At 64.9% G+C, this 1,192-nt stretch carries 1 protein-coding gene; it reads left to right on the forward strand.

Translation table 11 applies throughout. The annotated features are described in order from the left end of the window. A partial coding sequence (locus ACFWPJ_RS33380) for a beta-ketoacyl synthase N-terminal-like domain-containing protein (protein ID WP_378857593.1) occupies window positions 1-1,175 on the forward strand: 1,175 nt, incomplete at its 5' end. Window positions 1,176-1,192 lie beyond the last annotated feature (17 nt).

Genomic DNA, 1,192 nt, shown 5'->3' on the forward strand with positions numbered 1-1,192 from the left:
ACGGTATGGAGGGGATGAGCGCCGAACAGGGTCTGGCCTCCTTCGACGCCGCCCTGGCCCAAGACCATGCGGTGGTGACCGCAGTCCAGCTGGACCTGACGGCTCTGGGCCGGGCCGCCTCGGTGCCGGCCGTATTACGCGACGTGATCCCCGCGACCCGTCGCACCGCTGACAACACCGCTGATAGTGGCGGCGGCGCGCCGTCGCTGCAGCGGCAGGTCGTGAGTGCATTGGAGTCGGATGCGGTGCGGGTGGTGCTCGCGGCCGTCCGCGGCGAGGTCGAGTGGTTTTTTGGTTTCGAGCGGGTGTGGGCGGGGGGCGCGGATCGGAACTTCCGCGAGCTGGGCTTCGATTCGCTGACCGCCGTCGAAATGCGCAACCGGCTCACCACGGTGACCGGAATGCGGTTGCCGGCAACGCTGGTATTCGACTATCCGACGCCGGAAGCGGTGGCGCGGTTTGTGGCCGCGGAGCTGCGCGGCGATTCGGACGCCGAGTCGACGACCGTCATCGATAGCGTGCCATCGACACCGCCATCCGTGGATCCCGTGGTGATCGTGGGAATGGGGTGCCGCCTACCGGGCGGCATCTCGTCCCCGGAAGACCTGTGGCAGTTGCTGATCGATGGAAGTGACGCGGTATCGGGATTCCCGCTCGATCGCGGCTGGGATGTCGACGGATTGTTCGACCCACAGCTGGGCGTGGCAGGAAAATCCTATGCGCGCGAAGGGGGTTTCCTGCACGAGGCAGGCGCCTTCGATGCCGGATTCTTCGGGATTTCGCCGCGCGAAGCCCTTGCGATGGATCCGCAACAACGGGTGTTGTTGGAGACGACCTGGGAAGCTCTCGAACACGCCGGCATCGACCCGAACACACTGCGTGGCAGCGACACCGGTGTTTTCGTCGGCATCGGCAATTTGGGTTACGGCAATGGCGGTATCGATGGCACCGATGCGACAGGTTACGAGCTGACCGGCATTCCGCTGAGCATCGCGTCGGGCCGTATTTCCTACGTGCTCGGCCTGGAGGGCCCCGCGGTGTCGGTCGATACCGCATGCTCCTCCTCGCTGGTCGCATTGCATCAAGCCGTGCAAGCGCTGCGATCAGGGGAATGTTCCATGGCTCTCGCCGGTGGTGTCACGGTGATGGCGACCCCTGATGCCAGTCTCTTATAAACAAAAGACACTGCCCA

The sequence above is a fragment of the Nocardia sp. NPDC058497 genome, assembly GCF_042720195.1.
GTDB lineage: Bacteria > Actinomycetota > Actinomycetes > Mycobacteriales > Mycobacteriaceae > Nocardia.